The organism is Synechococcus sp. WC101, assembly GCF_047461555.1.
Taxonomy (GTDB): domain Bacteria; phylum Cyanobacteriota; class Cyanobacteriia; order Thermostichales; family Thermostichaceae; genus Thermostichus.
On record NZ_JANSHG010000044.1, the window covers coordinates 1 to 16130 of the forward strand.

General features: G+C 61.5%; 15 protein-coding genes and 1 pseudogene. 7 read left to right on the forward strand and 9 right to left on the reverse strand.

Going from position 1 to position 16130, the window contains the following annotated elements; genetic code table 11:
• The first annotated feature begins 295 nt into the window (after positions 1-295).
• On the forward strand, positions 296-1333 hold the full coding sequence (locus NW809_RS04690; RefSeq protein ID WP_414401635.1) for a hemolysin family protein: 1038 nt from the start codon (positions 296-298) through the stop codon (positions 1331-1333).
• A gap of 9 nt (positions 1334-1342) precedes the next feature.
• Here NW809_RS04690 and NW809_RS04695 read toward each other — a convergent pair whose 3' ends face one another.
• From NW809_RS04695 to bioB, 4 genes are all read right to left on the reverse strand, one after another.
• Positions 1343-1555, reverse strand: coding sequence for a hypothetical protein (locus NW809_RS04695; protein WP_240531069.1), 213 nt, complete (start codon positions 1553-1555; stop codon positions 1343-1345).
• Positions 1453-1947 carry a DUF4126 domain-containing protein gene (locus tag NW809_RS04700; protein WP_240531054.1) on the reverse strand — a complete coding sequence of 165 codons (495 nt, stop codon included), beginning with the start codon at positions 1945-1947 and terminating at the stop codon, positions 1453-1455. The genes NW809_RS04695 and NW809_RS04700 overlap by 103 nt, the downstream gene beginning before the upstream one ends.
• A 32-nt stretch (positions 1948-1979) precedes the next feature.
• On the reverse strand, positions 1980-4061 hold the full coding sequence (locus NW809_RS04705; RefSeq protein WP_071813535.1) for an ATP-binding protein: 2082 nt from the start codon (positions 4059-4061) through the stop codon (positions 1980-1982).
• A 132-nt stretch (positions 4062-4193) separates the two neighbouring features.
• Positions 4194-5126 carry a biotin synthase BioB gene (gene bioB / locus NW809_RS04710; RefSeq protein ID WP_011431441.1) on the reverse strand — a complete coding sequence of 311 codons (933 nt, stop codon included), beginning with the start codon at positions 5124-5126 and terminating at the stop codon, positions 4194-4196.
• Positions 5127-5250: 124 nt separating this feature from the next.
• On the opposite strand from bioB, the gene NW809_RS04715 reads away from it, so the two are divergent.
• Positions 5251-6246, forward strand: a complete 996-nt coding sequence (locus tag NW809_RS04715) for a deoxyhypusine synthase family protein (RefSeq protein WP_011431440.1) — start codon at positions 5251-5253, stop codon at positions 6244-6246.
• Between the two features lie 7 nt (positions 6247-6253).
• Here NW809_RS04715 and NW809_RS04720 read toward each other — a convergent pair whose 3' ends face one another.
• The 3 genes from NW809_RS04720 to NW809_RS04730 are packed head-to-tail and all read right to left on the reverse strand — an operon-like array spanning position 6254 to position 8215.
• On the reverse strand, positions 6254-6814 hold the full coding sequence (locus NW809_RS04720) for an ankyrin repeat domain-containing protein (RefSeq protein ID WP_414401636.1): 561 nt from the start codon (positions 6812-6814) through the stop codon (positions 6254-6256).
• Positions 6815-6818: 4 nt separating this feature from the next.
• Positions 6819-7583: an MBL fold metallo-hydrolase gene (locus NW809_RS04725; protein ID WP_041438624.1), complete on the reverse strand. Its 765-nt coding sequence runs from the start codon at positions 7581-7583 to the stop codon at positions 6819-6821.
• Positions 7580-8215 carry an anthranilate synthase component II gene (locus NW809_RS04730; protein ID WP_414401639.1) on the reverse strand — a complete coding sequence of 212 codons (636 nt, stop codon included), beginning with the start codon at positions 8213-8215 and terminating at the stop codon, positions 7580-7582. The genes NW809_RS04725 and NW809_RS04730 overlap by 4 nt, the downstream gene beginning before the upstream one ends.
• Positions 8216-8374: 159 nt before the next feature.
• Between NW809_RS04730 and NW809_RS04735 the strand changes: the two genes are divergently transcribed.
• From NW809_RS04735 to rsmD, 4 genes are all read left to right on the forward strand, one after another.
• On the forward strand, positions 8375-10786 hold the full coding sequence (locus tag NW809_RS04735) for a DEAD/DEAH box helicase (protein WP_414401637.1): 2412 nt from the start codon (positions 8375-8377) through the stop codon (positions 10784-10786).
• A gap of 515 nt (positions 10787-11301) precedes the next feature.
• Positions 11302-12066 carry a HEAT repeat domain-containing protein gene (locus NW809_RS04740; protein ID WP_228375357.1) on the forward strand — a complete coding sequence of 255 codons (765 nt, stop codon included), beginning with the start codon at positions 11302-11304 and terminating at the stop codon, positions 12064-12066.
• A gap of 60 nt (positions 12067-12126) precedes the next feature.
• Complete coding sequence (locus NW809_RS04745; protein WP_011431434.1) at positions 12127-13017, forward strand: Sll0314/Alr1548 family TPR repeat-containing protein; 891 nt, start codon at positions 12127-12129, stop codon at positions 13015-13017.
• Positions 13018-13022: 5 nt separating this feature from the next.
• A complete protein-coding gene (rsmD, locus tag NW809_RS04750; protein WP_011431433.1) occupies positions 13023-13574 on the forward strand; it encodes a 16S rRNA (guanine(966)-N(2))-methyltransferase RsmD in 552 nt (183 codons plus the stop codon).
• Here rsmD and NW809_RS04755 read toward each other — a convergent pair.
• Positions 13571-14188, reverse strand: a complete 618-nt coding sequence (locus tag NW809_RS04755) for a hypothetical protein (protein ID WP_414401638.1) — start codon at positions 14186-14188, stop codon at positions 13571-13573. The genes rsmD and NW809_RS04755 overlap by 4 nt on opposite strands.
• Before the next feature lie 126 nt (positions 14189-14314).
• Positions 14315-15709, reverse strand: a complete 1395-nt coding sequence (glgA, locus tag NW809_RS04760; protein ID WP_049749844.1) for a glycogen synthase GlgA — start codon at positions 15707-15709, stop codon at positions 14315-14317.
• Between the two features lie 304 nt (positions 15710-16013).
• Between glgA and NW809_RS04765 the strand changes: the two are divergent.
• A pseudogene (locus tag NW809_RS04765) lies at positions 16014-16130 on the forward strand (photosystem II D2 protein (photosystem q(a) protein)); the annotation flags it as partial.

The window sequence follows — 16130 nt, forward strand, 5'->3', positions numbered from 1 at the left end:
ACGGATCACCTGAGCCAAGCTGAGGTGGAAGACAAAATTGTGAGGCTGTACCGGCAGCTTTTGGAGCGATCCGGGGCAGCCCATTTCGATATTATCTGAAGTTATCTGAACCCTGAAGATTTTCTCAAGCTTGCGAGATGGGGCCAATTCAATTCTGAGGTGTTGAGCCTTGGGGGGGCGATGCGCTTGGCCAGAACCGCTAAGGTAGGAATCCTGTTGACGAAGAGATACTGGCCTGCCCTGCTCCCCCTCGGCCCAAATCACTCGTATCCGGCTCTGGGTAGCCGCGAGCACTATGGGTAATGTCCTCCTCCTGGCTTTTCTGCTTCTCCTCTCAGGGGCCTGCTCCGGAGCGGAAACCGCCATCACGGCTATGGACAACCTGCGCTTGGAGTCCCTGATCGAAGAACAAGGGGATCCGCAAGGCCTCTATCGACTGGCTCAACAACAGCGCTCACGGATGATCACCACCCTGTTGTTGGTGAACAACTTTGTCAACATCGGCATTGCCGCCCTGGCCACCACCATCTCTATTGAGCTGCTGGGATCCCAGTTTGGAGCTTTGGCCGCCACCGTGCCCACCACGATCCTGGTGCTCCTGGTGGGGGAAGTGGCGCCCAAGTCTTTGGCGGTGAGCCATCCGCTGGCAGTGTTCCGCTGGGTGGTGCGGCCTGTCCATGTCCTCTCGGTGCTGCTGCGCCCTTTTACCGCTGCCTCTGAGTGGGTTGTCAGCAGACTGTTCAACCTGTTGGAGCTCTCGCCGCTGAAAGCCACCGCTTCCCTCAAGGATTTGGAGCTGTTGATCGATGTGCTGGGGCAGCGAGGGCTACTGGATTGGCAAAAACGGCGCCTGTTTCGCGGGGCGCTGGCGTTGGATTTGCTCCAGGCTGGGGATGTGGCCAAGCCAAGGGTAAAAATGGAGACCATTTCCCACGACAAAACGCTGCAGGATGTGGTGAAGCTCTGCCTGGAGACGGGCTACTCCCGAATCCCCGTGCAGGGGGAATCCAAGGACGAGATCGTCGGCGTCATCCACCTCAAGCAGGCCCTGCGCTACCTGGAGCAAAAGGGCAATGCCGAGGTGACCAAGGCCATGTCCCCGCCTTTTTTTGTGCCCGAGACCAAGCGCGTCAGCCTGCTGCTCAAAGAGATGCTGCGCTCCCGCCAACACCTGGGGATCGTGGTGGATGAGTTTGGCGGCACCACCGGCCTCATTACGCTGGAGGACATTTTGGAAGAGCTGGTGGGGGATATCTACGACGAGAGCGACCTTTCCCCCCTGCTGCTGCAGCGGCAACGACGACAGCGCCTCTTCTCTTCTGGCTCCCCTTGAAGGAGGCCGCTAGCCGGCTTCTGCAGAGTCTTCGTTGGCTTCGGGGGGGAGCTCCACCAAACCCGGATCGGCAGGATAGCGGGCCACAAAAAAGATCCAGAAGCTGTGGATCCCCAGGCCTAGGCCCCACCCGCCCAACAGCGGCAGCAGCCACGGCCAATCCGCCCGATACAGCTGCTGGAAAAACACCAGCCCCGACGCGCTGCAGAGAAAAACAGCCAGATGCGCCGCGTAGGTGTAGCGGTCATCCAGCTTGCGAAACTCAGGATCCCGACGGGAGGGCTTCCGGGGCCAGCGAGGCGGCATGGCAGCAACCCCTCACAACTCAAAACCTTCTCCAGTGTAGAGGGATCCCTTGCCGCCGACATCACCAGGATCCCGGCCGCTACCGCCACCGGCGTTGCCACCACGTCCAGCAGGTTATCCACCCAGGGTACACAGTAGGCAGCAACCTCGAAAAAGGTAGCCACCGCAAAAACCGACAGCGCCTCTTCCGACCCAATCCACTGCAGATCGGGAGCCAACGGCAGATGCCCGGAGCGAGCTGCCAGGTTCATCACCAACAGCGGCACAAAAATGCGAAAGCCGCAGGCAGCGCTGAGGCCCAATCCCAAAAAATTGCCGGTAGGCTGTCCATTTCTGCTCCTCAAGATTGATGGGTGTGACGGGAGTCCTCCCGCCAGCGGCAACTGGGGGGATCCGTTTCGCCTGGCTGGGCGGCAAACTCCAGCGGCCCGTTTTCGGTGTAGAGGTGCAGGTCGAACCAGAAGGTGGATCCCTGTTCCAGCTTGCTTTCCAGGCAGATGCGGGTGTGGTGTTTCTCCAGGATGTTGCGCACGATGGCCAGGCCCAGGCCGGTGCCCTCCAGGGTGTGGACGCGGTTCTCCACCCGGAAAAAGCGGTCGAAGATCCGCTCCTGATCCTCCGGGGCAATGCCGATGCCCGTATCGGCCACCGCCACCCGCACCGCCTGCGGGGATCCATCCGCCTGCACGACCGGGTGGGCATGCACCGTCACCAGCCCTCCCGAGGGCGTGAACTTGAGGGCATTGCCCAAGAGATTGGTCATCACTTGCAGCAGCAGATCGTAGTTGCCCCACACCAGGGGCAGATCCGGATCGACGAACTTGCGCAACTGGATCCCTTTGTCGCGGGCTTGCAGGTGGTGGGTGCGCAGGGTTTGCTCGATCACCGCTGCAATATCGACAGCCTCGAAGTGGTACTGTTTCCCCGACTCCAGACGGGACAAATCCAACACATCGTTGACCAGGCGGGTGAGGCGATCGGTTTCGCGGTTGGCAATTTCCAGATAGTCCAGCCGCTCCTCTGGCGACATCTGCTCGCCGTACTCGTAGAGGGTCTCGATGAAGGACTTGATGCTAAAGAGTGGGGTGCGCAGCTCGTGGCTGATGTTGCTGATGAACTGGGCCTTGGCCTCGTTGAGCTCCACCTCGCGGGTGATGTCCTGCACCGTCATCACGATCCCCTTGAGGTTTTGCCGCCGCGGATCCGACACCGGCGACAGCAGGATGCGGATGACGCGCTTGGTGGGGCCGCTGAGGTTGACGCGAATTTCCTCTGCCTCTTGATCCCCGCGGGCAATTTGCATCAGGGGGCGGGCCAACTGCTGCCGCAGATCCTCGGGCAACAGCTCCGGCAAGGGCTTGCCCAAAACAGGCTCGCCCTCCCAGCCGAACATGCGGGAAGCCGCCGGGTTGAGCAAGAGTACGCGAAACTCAGCGTCCAGCAAAATGGCGGCATCGACGATGGAGAAAACCAAAGTCTCCAGCTTGGCCTTGGCGGCGGCCAGTTCTTCGATGTTCTGCTCCTCGTAGCTCTGCAGCCGCTCCGCCATCTCGTTAAAGCTGTCGATGAGCTGGGCCAGCTCTCCCCCAAAGGGCAGGTCGATGCGCTGCTTGAAGTTGCCCTTGGTGATCTCCTGGACGCCCTTGACCAGTGCTTTGATGGGGTAAGTAATGGTGAGGGCGTTGACCACGGCTCCCAGGATGGCCAGAACCCACACCGCCAAGAACACTCCAATCGCGACCTCCCGCGCCAGTTGCGTCGAGCGCACGAGGGCGGGGTTGGGGTTGATGCCAAGGCCGAGGGTGCCCAAAAAGCGGCCCTGATGATAGATGCCGACAAAAATGTCCGTCACCCGCCCGGCAGGGGTGAGGTGGGTGCGCACCAGCGGCTGACCCTCGGCAGGCGGGCGGTTGTCCGGCAGTTGGATGCGACGGGTAAGGCTGAGGGAGGTTTTCACCTCCTGGTTGGAAAACGGGATCCCGTAGTAGATGTTCCCCTCCGGGTCGGCATAGAGCAAATAGCGAATGCTGCTGGTGCTCTCAAAATATTGCCGCGACAGCTGGGCCACTTCGCCAATGCGATCTTCTGCGATCAGGGGGGCGACATTGGCCGCCAACAGCAGCCCCAGATCCCGGCCAAAGCGGGCTTCGTTAAAGCGCGCATCCTGCTGCACGGTGCTGACGGCCCAGAAGGTGAAGCTGCTCACCACCAGCGAGACCACCAGCGTGGCCACAAAGAGCAACTGGGTCTCCAGGCGCAGCTTTTGTTTCCAGCGAGACCACCAGCGCCGCAGGGATCCCCAAAAGAACCCCCCCCTTGACGGCTCCCCAGTCTCCCCCGGCAAGGGCTGGGGAGGAGAAGCAGCAGCCGCCTCAGGGGATTGGACTTCGGCAAGGGGCTCGGCAGTGCTGACAGGAGACATGAACCCGACGTGACAACCCTGAAGAACACTGTCGCCACCATTCTGGCATGGCTGCCGACAGGGTTAAGAGGGTTCGATTTTCTGCAAAGATTGTTACAAGCAGGGATCCCGAAAGGGCAAGGGGAGATGCCTCTACAGAGGTTGCAGGCCCAGCTTCTCGAGCAAAGCCGCATCGGCAGCCTGGCCCGGATTGGGCGTGGTCAGCAACCTTTCCCCGGTGAAGATGGAGTTGGCCCCCGCCAAGAAGCACAACGCCTGCTCGCTCTCGGACAGGTTTTTTCGCCCTGCCGAGAGCCGGATCTGGGCGGTGGGCAGCAGCAGGCGGGCCGTGGCGATGGTGCGCACCAGCAGCAGCGGATCGGGCGGGGGAAGCTGGCCTAGGGGCGTGCCGGCCACGGGAACCAAAGCGTTGATGGGCACTGAAGTGGGGGGCGGCGTCAGGTTGGCCAGAACGTGCAGCAGGCCGATGCGGTCTTCGTCGCTTTCCCCAAGGCCGACAATGCCGCCACAGCAGATCTGCAGGCCGGCTGCCGCCACATGGGCCAGTGTCTCCAGGCGATCCCGATAGGTGCGCGTCGTGATGATGCGGGGGTAGAACGCCGGCGAGGTGTCCAGATTGTGGTTGTAGGCCGTCAGACCCGCCGCCGCCAATTGCTGCGCCTGGGCAGCCGACACCATCCCCAGGGTGACACAGGCTTCCATCCCCAGCTTGCGCACCAGGCGCACCATCTCCAACACCCGCTCAAACGCCTCCCCTGCCGGGGCCGACCGCCAGGCAGCGCCCATACACAGCCGGGTGGCGCCGGCCCTTTGGGCGGCCATGGCCTGCTGACGCAGCGACTCCAGCGAGATCAAGGGGTAGGTCTCGATCCCTGTCGAGTAGCGGGCGCTTTGGGGGCAATAGGCGCAGTCTTCCGGGCAGCGGCCCGACTTGATGTTGACCAGGGCGCAGAGTTGAACCCGGCCAGGCGGATGGTGCTGCCGATGCACCGTTTGCGCCTCGTACACCAACTGCAGCAGCGGCCGATAGTAGATCTCGCGAACGTACTCTAGAGCAATGGCCATGCCGGCAATGTCCAAAACAAAAGGTTGAAGGGATCCCTAAAAGCTTGCCAGCGCTCTTAGGTTTGGCTATGATACGAAGTCTGTGCCTTGGGAAGGCGAACCCGCCTTGCTTAGAAACCCAACCATGATAACCGCAGAAGCAGTGGCCAAAGGTCCTATCAGCCAATTTCTTAAGCATCACTTTCGCCACTTCAACGCCGCCGCCCTGGTGGATGCCGCCAAGGGCTACGCTGCTCACCTGGAGAAAGGCGGCAAGATGATGGTGACCCTGGCCGGCGCCATGAGCACGGCAGAGCTGGGCCTTTCTCTGGCCGAGATGATTCGGCAGAACAAGGTGCACGCCATCTCCTGCACCGGCGCTAACCTGGAGGAAGACATCTTTAACCTCATCGCCCACGACTTCTACGAGCGGGTGCCCCACTACCGCGATCTCAGCCCGCAGCAGGAGCAGGAGCTGCTGGAGCGGCACCTGAACCGGGTAACCGATACCTGCATTCCCGAAGAAGAGGCGATGCGGCGCCTGGAAAAAGCTCTGCTGGAAGAGTGGACGGCTGCCGATCAGGCGGGGGAGCGCTACTTCCCGCACGAGTTCATCTACCGCATCCTGCGCAGCGGCCGGCTGGAGCCCTACTACCAGATCAATCCGCGGGATTCTTGGGTCTATGCGGCCATGGAGGCCGACTTGCCCATCTACGTACCGGGCTGGGAGGACTCCACCACCGGCAACATGTACGCTGCCCACTGCATCAGCGGCGAGATCCGCCATGTCCATACCGTCCGCACGGGCATCGAGTACATGATCCACCTGGCGGACTGGTACACGCGCACCTCGGCAGAGTGCTCCATCGGCTTCTTCCAAATTGGCGGCGGCATTGCCGGGGATTTTCCCATCTGCGTAGTGCCCATGCTGCACCAAGACCTGGGCCGCAAGGGGATCCCTCTGTGGGGCTATTTCTGCCAGATCAGCGACTCCACCACCAGCTACGGCTCCTACTCGGGGGCGGTGCCCAACGAGAAGATCACCTGGGGCAAGTTAGGGGTCGACACACCCAAGTTCGTCATCGAGTCGGATGCCACCATCGTGGCGCCTTTGATCTTCGCCTGGGTGCTGGGGTGGTAGGGCTGGCTCAGGGATTGTCCTTATGGTTGGGGCGGGGCCATTGGGAAAGCAGAATCGCCGCTTCCCAGCGGCGCATGTCCTGGGCAATTTGCAAAGGGGTGAGGCCGTAGCCGTCCGGCTCGTCGATCTCAGAGCCATGTTCCAGCAGCAGCCGCACCACTTCAGGGTTGCCCGACCAAGCGGCAAAATGCAGGGCCAAGCCGCCGGCCCCGAAGCAGGCGTTGACGTCAGCCCCTCCCTCCAGCAAGGCTTGGGTGACCTCAGCGTTGCCCAGGCGGGCAGCCTGGTGCAGGGGGCTGGCCCCGCCGCGATCCAACCGGTTGGGATCCGCCCCGGCAGCCAGCAAAAGGCGGGTGTTGAGGCCGCTTTCTACGAAGAACAGAGCCGTCTTGCCCCGCTCCTCAACGGCGTTGGCGTCTTTCCCCAGCCAGAGGGCCAACTGCAGCCGCAGCGGGTTGGCAGTGGCCAGAGCCTGGGGATCTGCCGGCAAGCTGTACCCATAGAGCTCCAGACCGCCTAGCAGCAGGGATCCCAACCCGACACCTACAGCCCACCGCCTGCGCCTCATGGCCCTACTCCTCAAAGAACAGGATGGCGATCCCTTGGCTGGGCAGGGCCTGGGCCGAGAGCAGCAAGGGGTTGCTGAGGGCAGGTTGCGCGGCAGCGGCGGGAAAGAGGCGCAAAAACGCTTCTAGAGGCTGCAGCTCGCACTGGGACTCCTCGGCGGCGGCGGTGCGGTACATAGTCGGGATGACCAACTTGGGCTGCAGCGCTTCGATGGCCGCCTTGGCCGCGGCGGGATCGTAGTTTTTCGGCCCACCCCCCACCGGCACCAGCAACAGGTCAGGGCGAGCCAGCAGGATGGACTGTTCCCGGCCAATGGGCTGCAGTGCCCCTCCCAAATGGACAATGTCGATCCCGGCCATGCGCCAGCGCCAGCCCACGTTGAGGCCAAAGCGGGGGCCCCGCGGCATGCGCACCCCCTGCACGCGGATCCCGTCGATGAAGTAGTCCCCCGGCTGAAACAGCACCCTGGGGTTGCCCGGCACCACGTCCAAAGCCCCTTCGTCCAGGAGACGGCTGCTGAGCAGCACCAGATCGGCAGCAACGCTGGGAGCAGGGTAGCCGGCTGTACAGCCCGCCGGGCGGAAGGGGTTGACCAGAAAGCGCTTGCCCTCCCCCTCGAACAAAACGCAACTGTGGTGCAGCCAGGTCAGTTGCAGGCTCTGGGGGGTGAACTCCAGGGATCCCCCTGTTTGAGCACCCGCCCGCTGACCCCCTACGGCAAGGGATCCCAGCAGGCCGGCGCTGGCTTGCAAAAGTTGGCGACGCTTCATGGGCACGGGATCCCTGACGCGACGACGGCAGCCGCCGGCTGGAGCAATCCCGAGGTAGGGATCTGGGCCAAGCGCAGGAAGTTGCTCAGCAGGCGTTTGCCCTCCGCGGTCAAAATGCTCTCCGGGTGGAACTGCACGCCCTGCACATGAAGATAGCGGCGGTGGCGGATCCCCATAATGATGCCGTCCTGGGTTTGGGCCGTCACCTCTAGTTCGTCAGGACAGGTGGAAGCCTCAATCACCAAGCTGTGGTAGCGAGTTGCAACAAAAGGCTGGCTCAGCCCCTCAAACACTCCCACCCCTCGATGATAGATGAGGGAAGTCTTGCCGTGCATCAGCTCAGGTGCGCGCACGATCCGACCGCCGTAGACCTGTCCAATGCACTGGTGACCCAGACAGACGCCCAAAATCGGCAGCTCCGGCCCCAGCTCGCGGATCAACTCCAGCGAGATGCCGGCATCTTCGGGCCGTCCTGGCCCTGGAGAAATGACAACCGCCTGGGGACGCATCTGGCGCAGCTGGGCCACTGAAATCTCGTCATTGCGAAAAACTCGTACCCCTGCGCCTAGCTCCCCCAGGTATTGCACCAGGTTGTAGGTGAAGCTGTCGTAGTTGTCGATAACAACCAGCACGATGGCACCCGGCAACGGCACCCCATTTTAGCATTGCCCAGGCTTCAGGGCCCGCAACCCGGAGCCAACACCCAAGTCAAGCTTGTATCCTGAAGGGTATAGCACACAAGCAGCAGCAAGGTGGCTAGCTTTTAGGTTGTTTTTGATTTTTCAGATCCCATGAACTTGCTTCTCTCTCCGGCGACCGACTTGCTGGACGAGTTGCGCAGGCTTTTCCCTTTTGAGCTGGATGAGTTTCAGATCCAAGCGATTCAAGCTCTGGCCGCTGGGGAATCGGTGGTGGTCTGTGCACCTACAGGATCCGGCAAGACCCTGATTGGAGAGTATGCCATCCACCGAGCCTTGTCCCAAGGCAAGCGGGTTTTCTACACAACCCCTCTGAAGGCTCTTTCCAACCAAAAGTTTCGCGATTTCAGCCAGCAATTCGGCCCGGAGCGGGTTGGCCTCCTCACCGGCGACATCTCCATCAACCGGGAAGCGCCGATCTTGGTGATGACCACCGAGATCTTCCGCAATATGCTCTACGGCACGCCGCTCTCTCTGGCTGTCCAGCGCGGGCCCTACGGCAGCGAGAGGGATGCGTGGGAAGAGGCGGAGGCTCTAAGCCGGGATCCCTTGCGGGACGTGCAGGCGGTGATCCTGGACGAATGCCACTACATGAACGACCAACAGCGGGGCACTGTCTGGGAAGAGGCAATTATCTACTGCCCTGCCCACATCCAGCTTGTTGCCCTCTCGGCCACCCTGGCCAACAGCGACCAGCTTACTGACTGGATGAACCAGGTGCATGGCCCCACGCGACTTGTCGATTCCAGCCATCGCCCAGTGCCGCTGCAATTTCACTTTGCCAATCGCAAAGGGCTGTTCCCCCTGCTGGAGCAAACCGAGTCAGGCCAGTGGGTTTGCAATCGCCGCCTGAGAAGCAAGCCCTCCAAGTCAGGCCAGGCTCCCTACGGAGAAGTACCGGATATGGCCCAGGTGGTGGAAAACCTGCGCCGACGGGATATGCTGCCGGCCATCTATTTCATCTTCAGCCGCAAGGGCTGTGACCTGGCGGTGGCCAGTTTGGGAAACTTGGACTTAATTGGCTCTGAAGAAGAGCGGCGGCAGTTGGCCGAGCAGATCGACCGTTTCTGCCAGGAAATGCCAGAGGCAGTGCGCCGGGATCAACTGGATGCCCTCTACCGGGGGATTGCCGCCCACCATGCCGGCCTGTTGCCCGCCTGGAAGGGCCTGGTCGAGCACCTGTTTCAGCAGGGGCTGGTGAAGCTAGTTTTTGCCACCGAGACGCTGGCTGCCGGGATCAACATGCCCGCCCGCACGACGGTGATTTCCTCCCTCTCCAAGCGCACCGACAACGGCCATCGCCTTCTAACTGCCTCTGAGTTTATGCAAATGTCAGGGCGGGCTGGACGGCGGGGCAAAGATGTGATTGGGCATGTGGTGACCTTGCAATCTCCCTTTGAGGGGGCGCAAGAGGCAGCGCGGCTGGCCACGGCAGGAGCGGATCCCCTGGTGAGCCAGTTTACCCCCACCTATGGCATGGTGCTGAACTTGCTGCAGAAGCACTCTCTGGAGGCGGCCCGGGATCTCATCAACCGCAGCTTTGGCCAGTATTTGCTCTCGCTGCAAAGGTTGCCCGAACAACAGGAGCTCCAGCGCACTCGCGCCGAGCTGGAAGAGATCGACCGCCTCTTGGAGGGTATTTCCGACGAAGACATCGCCCGCTACGAGAAAGTGCAGGCGCAACGGCGGGAAGAGCGGCGCATCTTGCGCTACCTGCTCAAACAGCGAGAAGCCGAGCCGGATCCCACCCTGCGCCTATTGGCCTTTCCCCACATCCAAGCCCAAGAGGAAAAGATCCGCGCCCTGGAAGCCCGCATCCGCGCAAACCCTGCCCACAGGGTTGGGAAAAAGCTGCTGGGTTTACAGGAAAAGCGCCAGCGCCTGCGCAAGCGTCTGCAGCACCTGGAGCGGCAAAGCGACTCGGTACAGGAGTTGCGCTGGCAGCAATTTATGGCCTTGGTGGGGGTGTTGCAGGAGTTCGACTGTTTGCGGGAGTATCAACCTACCGCCAGCGGAGAGGTGGTAGCCGCTCTGCGGGGAGATAACGAGCTCTGGCTGGCGCTGGCTTTGCTATCTGGCGAATGTCTAGGCTGTGCTCCCCATCACTTCGCTGGGGTGATCGCTGCCCTGGTGGCCGAGCCTCCCCGTTCGGGTACCTACAGCCGGCTGCGTACTTCCGGGCTAGTCGAGGATGTGCTGCATGGCTTACGAGGCTTGCGGCGGCAACTGTTCCGCAGCCAGCGGCAACACCAGGTGTTTCACGTGCCGATTGGGTTTGAGCCTGGCTTGGCCGGGATCGTGGAACACTGGGCGCAAGGGATCCCTTGGGAACAGCTAGAGGCCAGCACCAACCTGGATGCTGGGGATATTGTGCGCCTGATTCGCCGCACGCTGGATTTGCTCTCCCAGATTCCCTACATACCCCATCTGCCAGCCGAGTTGCGGGAAAACGCTCGCGAAGCCCAAAAACTGCTGGATCGCTTCCCGGTAAGCGAGCTGATCTGAGCGTAGATTGTAAGGAATCTGCCAGGATTCGGTTGCCCCTGGGAATCCTCTGTTTGGGGAACTGGAAGTGGACAAGACAGGTTGTTTTGTCCGTCCAGCCAACTGCGTAGGGCCCACAGTCTGCTGGCGCAAACGCGATGCTGCTCCGGCGGGAAATGCCGCCGGGCCGAAAATTGCTTCGTTGCCAGAAAGATCGCTTAGAGAAGGATGACGATCTCGATGCAGCGCTGAACGGTGCTCGGCTGTGCTCAGTACCCGGTGTTCCTAGGTCTTTCGGAGCGGATTATGCTCCCGCCTGCCTAAGGTGCGGGCGGCTGTCTATGGGGGGGTCACCACCGAGCGCTTCACCGCAGCCATGGCTTGCTTCCGCGCTGCGCTTTTTCGCTCGAGAGCGGGTGGTGGGGGGCCGAGGCTTTTGTTATCCTGTCGCTTAACGGATGCAAGCACGAGTCCCTAGATTGCTGTGTCAGGGAGATTTGGCTCCATTGGCAGGCTCGGAGAGAGGATGGGATCTGATGTTTACTTGGCTCTGGACGAAACACTTTTCTCGCCTAAACCAGAGGCTGCAAAGCTTGGAGGTGGCCCGCGAGGAAAACCTTCTGTCTCCTGATCTGAGCGCCCAAACTCTGCAGGTGGCCCCTGACTTTTGGGAGCGGCAGCACCAGGCTTTCGTCTACCTGGATAAGCAGATGCGAAAGCTCAGCCGTCGCAGCAAGATTTGGGGCGGGATGGCACTGCTGGCTGTTTTGGCCGATGCTGCTTTGGTGGTTGCCGGCTTGGCGATGCTCCAGTCTTGGCAACAGATGCGGGCCGACCAAAACCTTGCTCGCATTGTCCAACAGGCTGCGGCTGCTGACCCTGTACAGCAAGCCTTTGACAACCTGGTGGCCCAATTGCCGCATATGAACGAGGCAGAGCGGTATCATGCCCTAGAGGCGTTGCAGGCCCTTTCGGCCATCGCCATGGCGGGCCGGGGCTCCTACGGCTACTCTCCTGGCATCTCTGTGTACGGCTCTGTTCCTACAGCTGCGACAACCCCTCTTGAGGCCCAACTGCAAACCATCTATCAGTTGGGTCAAATGCGTGCAGTTGAGGCGGTGCCGGCTTTGCTGACCAAGCTTTCTGACGGCGAGCCGGCGGTGCGGGAGGCGGCAGCCCGCGCCCTCGGCCAAATCGGGGATCCGCGCGCCCTGGATCCCTTGCACGCTCTCCTGGCCCACGAGACCAATGAGTTGGTTCAGGACGCAGCCATTGCTGCGATTGCGCAAATGCTGCGCTGAAGAGCAGGTCAAGGACGCGTCGATTCGCTAAAAGTTCGTAGTGGGTGCTGAGGCCAGGGGATGAGAAGCGACAAGTTCGGCAGAGGGGCCAAGCTCGCAGGGATCCTGTGTTGGGTGTGGGGATCCGCCTTGCCGGTTTGGGCGCAGGATCCTTTTCGCAGCGGGGCCAATGCCCGCCCCATCAGCCCTGAGGTGGCTGCGGCGTTTGAGGAGTTTTTCTGCGCAGGCCGCTACACCCAGAGCCGAGAGAAGCTGGAAATAGCCAAGAAAGCTTCCCCCGACGAGCCAATGGTCTATGCCCTGTTGGCGGCGCTGGCCTACCAGGAGGGGGATCTGGATGCTTTTGCCCAGTTGGCCACCCAAACCCGACAAGTGGCTGCCGAGCTGAAAAAGACGGATCCCTTGCGCGGCAACCTGTATGAGGGCGTGGGCTATGGGCTGGAGGCGGCCAACACTGTGGTGCGGGAGGGGGTGGTGATCGGGCTGCCCAAGGCATTGCCCACCCTCAATCAATTGTTTGCGTCCATCCGGGCCGCCCAGGCCGTGGACAGCAGCGACCCAGAGCTGAATCTCCTCAACGGCTATATGGATTTGCTGCTGACCTATCGGGAGAAAGCGTTGAATCAATTTCGCCTGGCAGCGCCTGACTATTTGTCCTACCGCGGCCAAGCCCTGGCCTATCGGGATATGAAACGCTTTGACGAGGCGCTGGAGGCGGTGGAGCGGGCCATTGCTGCTTCCTGCAACAACCCTGAGCTCTACTACCTCAAGGCGCAAATTTTGGTTGCCAAGGGCCAAGACCGGGAGGCAGTTCCCCTTTTCGACCAAGCCCTGCAGGCTGCTGCCCAGTTGCCTGAAGCTTTGGTGGAGCAGATCCAGATGGAACGGGATCGTGCCGCCCAGCGCAGCGGGTTAACCGGCCAGTTGCCTACACCGACTCCCTCCCCCTAACACTAATGGGCCTGCGTATCAGCGGCAAACGAGCGCTGCAGACCCCTGCCGGCCTGGGCACTCGACCCACCCCTGGGCGGGTGAGGCAGGCCCTGTTCAACATCTTGCGGGGGCAGGTGGAGGGCTGTCGCTGGCTGGATCTCTGCTGTGGAGCCGGCACAGTGGGGGCAGAGGCCCTGTGCCATGGGGCGGCCTTTGTGGCCGGGATCGAGATCGCCGCCCCTGCCTGTCGCATCATCCGAGCCAACTGGGCCAAGGTGGCGCAGCCGGGGCAATCTTTCCAGGTCATCCAGGGAGATGCCCGCAAGCTGCTCAGCCGAGGCTTGGGTTTGGATCCCTTTGATTACGTCTACTTTGCTCCCCCCTACGAGGCGGGTCTGTATGCCCCCCTGCTGCCGCTGATCCCGCCCCTCCTCAAGCCAGGCGGAACTTTGATCGTCGAGCACCGCAGCAGCCACGAGCTGCCCGACCAGGTGGGATCCCTGCTGCGCTTTGACCAGCGGGCCTACGGGCAAACAGCGCTGGCTTTCTACCGGCATCTGGGAGAGGAGCGCTAGGGGAAGGGGGTGCTGACGAAGCCGATCTCCAGAAGCTGCTGGTAGGCCTGGGTGCCTAGCTCCCGGGTTGGGGTCTGGCTCTTGATGACCTGAATCAGCCAGGCTACGGCCTCCTCGGGGCGCCCGGCAGCCCGATAGACCACGGCCAGATTGTAGGCAGCCTCATCTCGGGCCTGGGCGGCAACGCGGGCCAGCTCCCGCTGCTCTTCGGAGATGCGGTTTTGGATCCCGGCAAAAGCCCGGGAGAGATCTTGGTGGTAGTTGGAGCGCTGGTTGTAGGCGTTGAACACCTGTTGCAGCAGCTCGATGGCCCGGTCGTAGTTTTGCGCTTGGATGGCGGCATCGGCTTCGGCAGCCAGTTGTTCAGCCCGCAACACGCTGAGGGCATTGTTGGGCTGTTCTAGGGCCCGAAACTGCTGCGGGTTGGGAATGAGCTGCTGGCCAGGGGGCAGCTCTTGAGCCGTGGCCCAGAGAGTCGAGCCGACGCCCAGGACAAGGCCAAGCAACAAGCCGAAAGCCAACCGCGCCCAAGAACGGCGCAGAAAGTTGAGCCCTTGGACAGTGGCGTCTTGGCGCCGACCTTGGCCAATAACAGCGGGACGTCGTCCGAACATTGGCAGGCAGTCCTCAAAACCTCGTTAACCCGTTCTACTTTATCTCACTCTGGGTGCCTCCGCCGCAGCTCAGGGATCCCCTCAGCCAGAAGTTGCTGGGAGGCTGGCTGTTTGGACGGAGTAGAGCTAAGTGGGGGCGGGCTGATTCTCAGAGGAGGTCTTTTCCGGCCTCAGCGGCAAGTTCATAATCAGCTCGTACAGGCGCAGGTATTCCAGCGCCGAGCGCTGCCAACTGAAGTCGGTGGCCATGCCCCGCTTTTGCAGCGCCTGCCAAGTGTCTTTGTGCTGAAAGGCCTCCCAAGCCCGCGCCAAGCAGGTGTAGAAGTCCAGGGCTTCGTAGCGATCAAAGCAGTAGCCCGTACCGATCCCCTTGCTGGGAATGTGATGGCTGACCGTATCCACCAGCCCTCCCGTGCGGCGGGCAATGGGCACACAGCCGTAGCGCATGGCGATCATCTGGCTGATGCCACAGGGCTCAAAGCGGCTGGGCATCAAAAAGACGTCTGCTCCTCCATAGATCAACTGAGCCAGTTGCGGCTGGTAACCCTGTTGATAGGCCATTCTGCCCGGGTGCCGCTCGGCCATCTCCCGGATCCGCCCCTCGTAGTAGGCTTCCCCGCTGCCCAGCAAGACAAATTGTGAATCGCTATAGGCCAAAAAGCGATCCAGGGTTTGGATAAGCAGATCGATCCCCTTTTGTTCCACCAAACGCGCTACCATGCCCATCAAGAACACGTCGGGGTTAACGGTCAAACCCAAGCGAGACTGGAGCGCCGCCTTGTTCACCGCCCGGCCGCTGAGGTCGTCGATGCTGAAGTTGGCCTCGAGAGCGGGATCGGTGCGGGGATCGAACTTCTCGGTGTCGATGCCGTTCAGGATCCCCCGCAGGCGCTCCCCTTTCCAGGCCAGCAGATCCTGGAGGCCCTCTCCATGGAGGCTGGTGCGGATCTCCATGGCGTAGGTGGGCGAAACCGTATTCACTTGGTCGGCGTAGAGGATCCCGGCAGCCATGGTGTTGTGGGCGGAAAAATACCAGGGCAGCCAGGTCATGCGTTCCAGTTGCCAACGCCAAGGCCCCTGATAGGCCAGGTTGTGGATGGTAAAGACGGTGCCGATATCGGGAGCCTGGTGCATCCAGGCCGGGATCATGCCGGTGTGCCAGTCGTGGCAGTGGATGATGTTGGGTTTCCAAGGGTAGTAGGTCCAGGCAAATTCAGCCACGGCGTTGGCAAAAAAAGTAAAGCGCCAGAACTCGTCCTCGCCGTAGTAGATGCGGTGGGGAGCAAAACAATAGTGGCTGACCAAGTAGAGGGGCACATCGGTGCCGGGCAAAACGCTTTCGTAAATATCGGCCACCTGCCCCATGACCTGTTTAGACCAGATGGGATCCTTGGAGCGGGGGTATTGCCCCGGTTCCGGGCCGAACTTGTCCCAGAGAAACCCGTACAGGGGCATGATGATGCGCACATCCTGCCCCAGCTTGCGCAAAACGACGGGCAGGGATCCCACCACATCCGCCATACCCCCCACCTTGGCAATGGGGGCAGCCTCCGCCGCTGCAAACAAAATCCTGGCTTGCACCACAATGCCCTCCGTGTTGCGATGACCCTCGTCCTGCTGAGGCAAGCGGATCCCGGCAAAACCCTTCCCATCCTAAAACACAAGGGATCCCTGTGCCGGCCAAGCTGGGGCAGAGCCTCATCCTGAGAAGTGTTGCAATTTATTAATTTTTCGTAAGATAGAAGGGCGGTGCCGCTCAGAAATGCTGGGGGCGGTGCTGCACTGCATTTTTGGTTGGTTGTCTTTTTCTGGAGAAAATTGTCCTATGACCATCGCAGTAGGGCGCGCGCGCCAGGAGCGAGGATGGTTCGACATCGTCGACGACTGGCTCAAGCGCGACAGATTCGTGTTTATCGGCTGGTCGGGGCTGCTGCTGTTTCCT

Bases quoted from the DNA above. Each gene is read 5' to 3' on its own strand.
- NW809_RS04705 (WP_071813535.1), bottom strand. From the start codon at position 4,061: ATGTCTCCTGTCAGCACTGCCGAGCCCCTTGCCGAAGTCCAATCCCCT.
- NW809_RS04740 (WP_228375357.1), top strand. From the start codon at position 11,302: ATGTTTACTTGGCTCTGGACGAAACACTTTTCTCGCCTAAACCAGAGG.
- bioB (WP_011431441.1), bottom strand. From the start codon at position 5,126: ATGGCCATTGCTCTAGAGTACGTTCGCGAGATCTACTATCGGCCGCTG.
- NW809_RS04720 (WP_414401636.1), bottom strand. From the start codon at position 6,814: ATGAGGCGCAGGCGGTGGGCTGTAGGTGTCGGGTTGGGATCCCTGCTG.
- NW809_RS04755 (WP_414401638.1), bottom strand. From the start codon at position 14,188: ATGTTCGGACGACGTCCCGCTGTTATTGGCCAAGGTCGGCGCCAAGAC.
- rsmD (WP_011431433.1), top strand. From the start codon at position 13,023: ATGGGCCTGCGTATCAGCGGCAAACGAGCGCTGCAGACCCCTGCCGGC.
- NW809_RS04745 (WP_011431434.1), top strand. From the start codon at position 12,127: ATGAGAAGCGACAAGTTCGGCAGAGGGGCCAAGCTCGCAGGGATCCTG.
- NW809_RS04715 (WP_011431440.1), top strand. From the start codon at position 5,251: ATGATAACCGCAGAAGCAGTGGCCAAAGGTCCTATCAGCCAATTTCTT.
- glgA (WP_049749844.1), bottom strand. From the start codon at position 15,709: ATGGCGGATGTGGTGGGATCCCTGCCCGTCGTTTTGCGCAAGCTGGGG.
- NW809_RS04735 (WP_414401637.1), top strand. From the start codon at position 8,375: ATGAACTTGCTTCTCTCTCCGGCGACCGACTTGCTGGACGAGTTGCGC.
- NW809_RS04690 (WP_414401635.1), top strand. From the start codon at position 296: ATGGGTAATGTCCTCCTCCTGGCTTTTCTGCTTCTCCTCTCAGGGGCC.
- NW809_RS04725 (WP_041438624.1), bottom strand. From the start codon at position 7,583: ATGAAGCGTCGCCAACTTTTGCAAGCCAGCGCCGGCCTGCTGGGATCC.